General features: G+C 67.1%; 6 protein-coding genes and 1 pseudogene. 5 read left to right on the top strand and 2 right to left on the bottom strand.

Annotated features, from left to right (window positions below; translation table 11 throughout):
- Window positions 1–29: 29 nt before the first annotated feature.
- Both DBR34_RS18960 and glmS read right to left on the bottom strand, forming a co-directional pair.
- A complete protein-coding gene (locus tag DBR34_RS18960) occupies window positions 30–461 on the bottom strand; it encodes a CBS domain-containing protein (RefSeq protein WP_038686119.1) in 432 nt (143 codons plus the stop codon).
- A gap of 767 nt (window positions 462–1228) precedes the next feature.
- Window positions 1229–3070 (bottom strand): glutamine--fructose-6-phosphate transaminase (isomerizing), encoded by a 1842-nt coding sequence (gene glmS, locus DBR34_RS18955; RefSeq protein WP_128097925.1) that lies wholly within the window; start codon window positions 3068–3070, stop codon window positions 1229–1231.
- A 204-nt stretch (window positions 3071–3274) separates the two neighbouring features.
- On the opposite strand from glmS, the gene DBR34_RS18950 reads away from it, so the two are divergent.
- The 5 genes and pseudogenes from DBR34_RS18950 to DBR34_RS24040 form a co-directional block, all read left to right on the top strand.
- Window positions 3275–4543, top strand: a complete 1269-nt coding sequence (locus DBR34_RS18950; protein WP_128097924.1) for an efflux RND transporter periplasmic adaptor subunit — start codon at window positions 3275–3277, stop codon at window positions 4541–4543.
- 42 nt (window positions 4544–4585) lie between these two features.
- Window positions 4586–5305 carry an ABC transporter ATP-binding protein gene (locus DBR34_RS18945; RefSeq protein ID WP_128097923.1) on the top strand — a complete coding sequence of 240 codons (720 nt, stop codon included), beginning with the start codon at window positions 4586–4588 and terminating at the stop codon, window positions 5303–5305.
- 8 nt (window positions 5306–5313) lie between these two features.
- Entirely contained in the window at window positions 5314–6615 is a 1302-nt protein-coding gene (locus DBR34_RS18940; RefSeq protein WP_128097922.1) for an ABC transporter permease, read from the top strand.
- Between the two features lie 16 nt (window positions 6616–6631).
- Complete coding sequence (locus DBR34_RS18935; protein ID WP_128097921.1) at window positions 6632–7852, top strand: FtsX-like permease family protein; 1221 nt, start codon at window positions 6632–6634, stop codon at window positions 7850–7852.
- A gap of 3 nt (window positions 7853–7855) precedes the next feature.
- Window positions 7856–8085 (top strand): annotated as a pseudogene (locus DBR34_RS24040) (PDZ domain-containing protein); the annotation flags it as partial.

The following is an 8085-nucleotide window of genomic DNA, read 5'->3' as shown; positions in this document are numbered from 1 at the left end:
GCACCGATCCGCGATGCCATGGGCTGGCGTCAGTGCGCCGCCATGTAGATGTCCTGCAGGACCGCCTTCTCAAGCTCCAGCTCGCTGAGCAGGTTCTTGACGATGTCGCCCAGGCTCAGGATGCCGACCAGCTTGGCATCTTCGGTCACCATCAGGTGGCGGTGGCGCGAGTAGGTCATCAGCGCCATCGCCTGCTTCAGCGTTGCGTCCGGGGCGATGCCTTCCAGGCCGGCAGACGGCAAGCTGGCAATCACCCGGCGACCGGCCTGCGGGCCGTCGTCGGCCAGGCTGCGCACGATGTCCTTCTCGGAAATGATCCGCACCGGCGCATCGTCTTTCATCACCACCAGCGCAGCGATCTTGTGCGCGCTCATCTTGTGCGCGGCGGCACCGATGGTGTCCTCGACATCGATGGTGACGATTGCATCTTTCTTGGATTGCAGGAGTTCGCGGACGTTCATTCTTGTTTCCTGGTACAGGTTACTGAAGTCGAGAGGTGCGCCTGGTTGCTGCGAGGGAGGCGGCGCCATGCGTCTGCCCGGTCCTCGGTCACTCGATTCTACGACTGCGACTTGGCCCAAGAGTTTGCAAATCTGGGACAGTTCGTCGTCGAAACAGCTGACGACCCCGAGAATGGCACCGCGACTAAAACCGTCGCTGAATGCCGCCGCGGCCCACGACTAAAGTTCCACGCCCCCCTGCCGCCGGTAGAGCCACCCCATGGGTGGCTGCGTGATGTCCGACCTACCCGGGGCCAGCCACCCATGGGGTGGCTCTACCGACCCATCCGGGCGGCTGCGTCGGCCCAGGATCGAAAGCAGCCATGCATGGCATGGCGCAACCGACGCACCCGCGGGGGTAGAGCCACCCCATGGGTGGCTGCGTGATATCCGACCTACCCGGGGCCAGCCACCCATGGGGTGGCTCTACCGACCAATCTGGGCGGCTGCGTCGGACCAGGATCGAAAACACAGCCACGCATGGCATAGCGCAACCGACGCATCCGCAGGGGTAGAGCCACCCCATGGGTGGCTGCGTGATACCCGACCTACCAGAGGCCAGCCACCCATGGGGTGGCTCTACCGACCAATCCAGGCGGCTGCGTCGACCCAGGTTCGAAAAGCAGCCATGCACGACGCGGCACAACCGACGAACACGGTTACCGGACGCCCACGAAAAAGGGGGCCGCGCGGCCCCCTTCTCCACATCCACAACGCGACGCGCGCGTTTATTCCACCGTCACGCTCTTGGCCAGGTTGCGCGGCTTGTCCACGTCGGTACCGCGCGCCAGTGCCGTGTGGTACGCCAGCAGCTGCACCGGAATGGTGTGCACCACCGGGCTGAGCACGCCGGCGTGGCGCGGGGTGCGGATCACATGCACGCCTTCGGACTCGACGAAGTTGCTGTCCTGGTCGGCGAACACGAACAGTTCGCCACCGCGCGCGCGCACTTCCTGCATGTTGGATTTGACCTTCTCCAGCAGGCTGTCGTTGGGCGCGATCACCACCACCGGCATGTCTTCATCCACCAGCGCCAGCGGGCCATGCTTGAGCTCGCCGGCCGGGTAGGCCTCGGCGTGGATATAGGTGATTTCCTTGAGCTTGAGCGCGCCTTCCAGCGCGATCGGGTAATGCAGGCCGCGGCCCAGGAACAGCGCGCTGCTCTTGCGTGCGAAGCGCTCGGCCCAGGCGGCGATCTGCGGCTCCATGTTCAACGCGTGCTGCACGCTGCCCGGCAGGAAGCGCAGCTGCTCCAGGTACTCCGCTTCCTGCGCGGCATCCACGCGGCCGTGCAGCTTGCCCAGCACCACGGTCAGCTGGAACAGCGCAGCAAGCTGGGTGGTGAAGGCCTTGGTCGAGGCGACGCCGATCTCGGCGCCGGCGCGGGTGTAGCAGACCAGTTCGCTGGCACGCGGAATCGCACTTTCGGGCACGTTGCAGATCGACAGCGTGTGCAGGTGGCCGAGCGACTTGGCGTACTTCAGCGCTTCCATCGTGTCCAGCGTTTCGCCGGACTGGGAGATGGTCACGATCAGGTGCCTGGGGTTGGCATACGCGGCGCGGTAGCGGTACTCGCTGGCGATTTCCACGCTGCACGGCAGGCCGGAAATCGACTCGATCCAGTAACGCGCGGTCAGGCCGGAGTAGTAGCTGGTGCCACAGGCCAGGATCTGCACACCTTCGATGCCCGACAGCACCGCTTCGGCGTTCTTGCCGAACAGCTCGGCCGGGAACCCGCCGGCGTCGATCGCCGCTTCGATGGTGTCACCCAGCGCGCGCGGCTGCTCGTGGATTTCCTTCTGCATGAAGTGGCGGTACGGGCCCAGTTCCAGCGAGGCCAGCGACACGTCGGACAGGTGCACGCCGCGGTCGATCGGCTGGTTGTTCTCGTCGAACACCTGCACGCCGTCGCGGCGGATGTCGGCGGTGTCGCCCTCTTCCAGGAAGATCACCCGGCGGGTGGACGACACGATCGCCGAGACGTCCGAGGCCACGAAGTTCTCACCGTCGCCCAGGCCCACCAGCAGCGGGCAGCCCATGCGTGCGCAGACGAAGTGGTCGGGCTCGGCGCGGCTCATCACCGCCAGCGCATAGGCACCGGTCAGCTCCTTGACGGTGCGCTGCAGCGCGGTCAGCAGGCTGTCACCGCCCTTGAGGTGGTGGTGCATCAGGTGCGCGATGACCTCGGTGTCGGTCTGCGACTCGAACACGTAGCCCAGCGCGCGCAGCTTCTCGCGCTGTTCTTCGTGGTTTTCGATGATGCCGTTGTGGACCAGCGCCACGCCGTGGCTGATGTGCGGATGGGCGTTGGCTTCGGTCACCCCGCCGTGGGTGGCCCAGCGGGTGTGGCCGATGCCCAGCAGCGCATCGAAGCCTTCCGCGGCCGCGGCCTTCTCCATCTCGGCCACGCGGCCGGTCCGGCGCACCCGGCGCACGTCGGCCTGCGCAGCGGAGCGGTCGATCACGGCAATGCCGGAGGAGTCGTAGCCGCGATACTCCAGCCGCTTCAATCCTTCGATGAGTACCGGTACCACGTCGCGATTGGCGATCGCTCCCACAATGCCGCACATAGTTTCTGATCCCTGCCGTTGATGCCCGCATTCTAGCGTGGCGGCCAGTGACGCTTGGCCCCTGTCCGCTTAACAAAAGTGTCCGGGGCACTGTCCGCGGACGCCCGGACAGACCGGCACCTGATGCAACCCATTGATTTCAATGGACCAAAAGTTGGCACGCGGTGTGCTTTGTACTGGGCAACCCAACCGCGAACGAGCCCGATGATCCGCGACACTTCCGCACAGGACCAGACCCTCTCCGTTGCCGGCACCTCTGCCCCGTGGAAGCGCTGGCTGTGGCCGGGGCTGGCCGCGCTGGTGGTGCTGCTGGCCATCGGCTTTGCCGCCCGTGCCTGGCTCGGCGCCAGCCGTTCCTTCGACAGTGCCCGGGTGCGCGTGGCCGAAGTCACGCGTGGCGACCTGGTCCGGGACATCGCCGCCGACGGTCGTGTGATCGCGGCCAACAGCCCGATCCTGTACGCCATCTCGGCCGGCACCGTGGACCTGAAGGTGGTCGCCGGTGACGTGGTCAAGAAGGGCCAGGAACTGGCCGTGATCGACAGCCCCGAGCTGCGCAGCAAGCTGGCCCAGGAACAGTCCACCCTGGCCGGCCTGGAAGCCGAAGCCAGCCGCGCCACCCTGGATGCCACCCTGGCGCGCGCCAAGGCGCGCAAGGAAACCGACCAGGCCAGCATCGAGCGCCAGGCCGCCGAACGCGACCTGCAGCGCTACCAGCGCGGCTTCGACGGCGGCGCGGTGCCGCAGATCGACCTGGCCAAGGCCAACGACAGCCTGAAGAAGGCCGACATCCAGCTGGCCAATGCCCAGACCGACGCGCGCCTGCAGGGCCAGGGCGCCGACCTGGACGCACGCAACAAGCACCTGCTGGCCCAGCGCCAGAAGGCCGTGGTGGCCGAAGTGCAGCGCCAGGTGGACGCGCTCACCCTGCGCGCCCCGTTCGACGGCCAGGTGGGCCAGGTGCAGGCCACCCAGCACACCAACGTGATTGCCAACGCGCCGATCCTGGGCGTGGTCGACCTGTCGCGCTTCGAGATCGAAATCAAGGTACCGGAAAGCTTCGCCCGTGACCTGGCGATCGGCATCCCGGCGCAGCTGACCAGCGGCAACGGCCAGCCGTTCCCCGGTGAAATCAGCGCGGTGTCCCCGGAGGTGGTGGCCGGCGAAGTGAATGCCCGCATCCGCTTCTCCGACAAGCAGCCGCAGGGCCTGCGCCAGAGCCAGCGGATGCAGGCGCGTGTGGTGCTGGATACGCGTCGCAACGTGCTCAAGATCGAGCGCGGTCCCTTCGTCGAACAGGGCAACGGCCAGGCCTACGTGATGAGCGGCAGCACGGCCGTGCGTCGCCCGGTGAAGCTGGGCGTCAGCAGCCTGGGCGAAGTGGAAATCCTCTCTGGCCTGCAGCCCGGCGATCGCGTCGTGGTGTCTGGCAGCGACCTGTTCGGCGATGCCGAACAGGTGTCCATCAACTGATCCCCCTCTCTCCTTCTGAACGAACTGCAAAGGAAAACAGTCATGCTCGAGATGCGCTCGGTCGCCAAAGTGTTCCGTACCGAACAGGTGGAAACCCATGCCCTGCGGTCGCTCGACCTGCACGTGCGGGAGGGGGAATTCGTCGCCGTCACCGGGCCGTCCGGGTCGGGCAAGACGACCTTCCTCAACATCGCCGGCCTGCTGGAAACCTTCACCAGCGGCACCTACCTGCTCGATGGGCAGGACGTGAGCACGCTCGGCGATGACGCGCGCAGCCGCCTGCGCAACCAGAAGATCGGCTTCATCTTCCAGGGCTTCAACCTGATCTCCGACCTCAACCTGTTCGACAACGTCGACGTGCCGCTGCGCTACCGCGGCATGCCGGCCGCCGAGCGCAAGCAGCGCATCGAAAAGGCATTGGGCCAGGTTGGCCTGGGCTCGCGCATGAAGCACTACCCGGCCGAACTGTCCGGCGGCCAGCAGCAGCGCGCCGCGATCGCGCGCGCCCTGGCCGGCAGCCCGCGCCTGTTGCTGGCCGACGAACCGACCGGCAACCTGGACAGCCAGATGGCACGCGGCGTGATGGAGCTGCTGGAGGAAATCAACGCCGCCGGCACCACCATCGTCATGGTCACCCATGATCCGGAACTGGCCGCGCGCGCGCAGCGCAACGTGCACATCGTCGATGGTCAGGCCACCGACCTGGTGCGCGAACCGGTGCTGGCCACCCCGCGCCCCGCCATCGCCATCGTCAACGACTGAGGCCTGCCATGTTCGCCTACTACTTCCGACTGGCCCTGCGCAGCTTCCGGCGCAACAAGGTGCTGACCGCGCTGATGGTGATCGCCATCGCGCTGGGCATCGGTGCGTCGATGACCACCCTCACCGTGTTCCATGTGCTGTCTGGCGACCCGATCCCGCAGAAGAGTGATCGCCTGTTCGCCGTGCAGGTCGACCCGCGGCCGATGCTCGGCTACCAGGCCGGCGAAGAGCCGGAAGACCAGATGACCCGCTTCGATGCCGAGGCCCTGCTGCGCGAAAAGCACGCCAAGCGCCAGGCGGTGATGACGGGTGGCGGCGTCACCGTCGAGTCCGACAAGGCCTCGCTGCGGCCCTTCGACACCGACGCACGCTACACCTCCACCGACTTCTTCCCGATGTTCGACACGCCCTTCCTGTACGGCCGCGCCTGGCCGACCAGCGATGACGAAGGGCGCGCGCGGGTAGCGGTGATTTCGCGCACGCTCAACCAGAAGCTGTTCGACGGTGCCGACAGCGTCGGCAAGCCGCTGCGCATGGACGGCCACGTGTTCACCGTGGTCGGCGTGCTCGACGAGTGGAGCCCGAACCCGCACTTCTACGACCTGGAGACCGGCCGCTACGGTGGCAGCGAAGACGTCTACCTGCCGTTCGCCACGGCCACGGACCTCAAGCTGGGCCGCAACGGCAACATGAACTGCTGGGGCAACAGCAACGGCGAAGAAACCGGCGTCAACGCGCCCTGCACGTGGCTGCAGTACTGGGTGGAACTGCCCTCGCCGGCCGATGCGGCCACCTACCGCGCCTACCTGGAGAACTACTCGGCCCAGCAGAAGGCGGCCGGTCGTTTCCAGCGGCCGGCCAACGTGCGGCTGCGCAATGTCATGGAGTGGCTGGACTACAAGCAGGTGGTGCCCAGCGATGTGCGCCTGCAGCTGTGGCTGGCGATGGGCTTCCTGCTGGTCTGCCTGATCAACACCGTGGGCCTGCTGCTGGCCAAGTTCCTGCGTCGCAGTGGCGAGATCGGCGTGCGCCGTGCACTGGGTGCCAGCCGCGGACAGATCTTCCTGCAGTCGTTGGTGGAAGCCGGCACCGTCGGCCTGGCCGGTGGCGTGCTGGGACTCGGCCTGGCGCTGGTCGGCCTGTATGCGGTCCGCCAGCAGCCGGTGGAGTACGCCAAGCTGGCCACGCTGGACGGGCAGATGCTGTTGCTCACCTTCGGCCTGACCCTGGTGGCCAGCCTGCTGGCCGGCTTCCTGCCCGCGCTGCGCGCCATGCAGGTTGCGCCCGCCATCCAACTCAAATCGCAGTAAGGCACCGGAGCACATCATGGATATCCGTCCCATCCTGTCCACCCTGCGCCGGCACAAGACGGCCGCAGCGTTGATCGTGCTGGAGATCGCGCTCACCTGCGCCATCGTCTGCAACGCGCTGTTCCTGATCGGGCAGCGCATCGACACCATCAGCCAGCCCAGCGGCATCGCCGAGAACGAACTGGTGGAAGTGCGTCTCGGCGGCATCGGCAAGCAGGTCAACGTTGAAGCCCGTACCCGCGAAGACCTGGCCGCGCTGCGCGGACTTCCCGGGGTGAAAAGCGCGGTGGCGATCAACCAGCTGCCGTTCCGTCGCAACTCCTGGAACACCAGCCTGTCGCGTGTTCCCGACCAGGAGCGGCCCACCTTGAACGCGGCCCAGTTCTTCGCCCGCGAAGGTACGTTGGACACGCTGGGCGTCGAGTTGATCGCCGGCAGCGACTTCCAGCCCGGCGAGTACCGCGAGTACGACGAGGTCGCCAGCGACCCCGAATCTGAAACCAAGGGCAGTTCGGTGATCCTGACCAAGTCCGCCGCCGACAAGCTCTTCCCCGACGGCGATGCGCTGGGCAAGACGGTGTACAGCGGCCGCATGCCGCTGCGCGTGACCGGCGTGGTCAAGGTGCTGGGCCGCCCCAGCCGGGTCGAGGGCAACACGCAGCACTCGATGCTGCTGCCGGTCCGCATGTCCTACGACATGGGCTTCTACCTGATCCGGGTCACCGACCCGTCGCGCCGCGATGAAGTGCTCAAGGCCGCCGTGGCCGCACTGGAACGGGTGGATTCCAGCCGTCTGGTGCGGGCCAAGGTCACCTACGAGGAGACCCGCAACAAGTACTTCGCCAATGACCGCGCGATGGTCGGCCTGCTGATCACCGTGTGCGTGGCCCTGCTGGTGGTCACCGCGCTGGGCATTGTCGGTCTGGCCAGCTTCTGGGTGCAGCAGCGCACCAAGCAGATCGGCATCCGCCGTGCACTGGGCGCCACGCGCGGGCAGATCCTGCGCTACTTCCAGACCGAGAACTTCCTGCTGGCCACGGTGGGCATCGTGCTGGGCATGCTGATGGCCTACACCATCAACCTGTGGCTGATGAACACCTACGAGCTGCCGCGCATGCCGATCAGCTACCTGCCGATCGGCGCGGTGCTGCTGTGGCTGCTGGGCCAGATCGCGGTGTTCGGCCCGGCCCGTCGCGCCGCCGCCGTGGCGCCGGCCATCGCCACCCGGAGTGCCTGACACATGCGCCTGCATACCACTCCCCTGGCACTGTGCCTGCTGCTGGCCAGCGCCCCGGCGCTGTCGGCCACCCACCGCGAGTCGGCGCGCCTGGACTGGCGCGAAGACGGCCATCACCTGGCCCTGGATGCCGAACAAGGCGTTGTGCGCGTGCGCAACGCCACGCCCACCGGGCACTTCGGCGTGCGTGCCGGCGACCGCGTGCTGCGGGTGGGCACGCAGCCGGTGCGCAG

Source organism: Stenotrophomonas sp. HMWF003 (genome assembly GCF_003061285.1).
GTDB lineage: Bacteria > Pseudomonadota > Gammaproteobacteria > Xanthomonadales > Xanthomonadaceae > Stenotrophomonas > Stenotrophomonas maltophilia_AP.
The sequence above is the reverse complement of the archived record's forward strand: the minus strand, read 5'-3'. Positions and strand labels throughout refer to the sequence as shown.

Bases quoted from the DNA above. Each gene is read 5' to 3' on its own strand.
- DBR34_RS18960 (WP_038686119.1), bottom strand. From the start codon at position 461: ATGAACGTCCGCGAACTCCTGCAATCCAAGAAAGATGCAATCGTCACC.
- glmS (WP_128097925.1), bottom strand. From the start codon at position 3,070: ATGTGCGGCATTGTGGGAGCGATCGCCAATCGCGACGTGGTACCGGTA.
- DBR34_RS18950 (WP_128097924.1), top strand. From the start codon at position 3,275: ATGATCCGCGACACTTCCGCACAGGACCAGACCCTCTCCGTTGCCGGC.
- DBR34_RS18945 (WP_128097923.1), top strand. From the start codon at position 4,586: ATGCTCGAGATGCGCTCGGTCGCCAAAGTGTTCCGTACCGAACAGGTG.
- DBR34_RS18940 (WP_128097922.1), top strand. From the start codon at position 5,314: ATGTTCGCCTACTACTTCCGACTGGCCCTGCGCAGCTTCCGGCGCAAC.
- DBR34_RS18935 (WP_128097921.1), top strand. From the start codon at position 6,632: ATGGATATCCGTCCCATCCTGTCCACCCTGCGCCGGCACAAGACGGCC.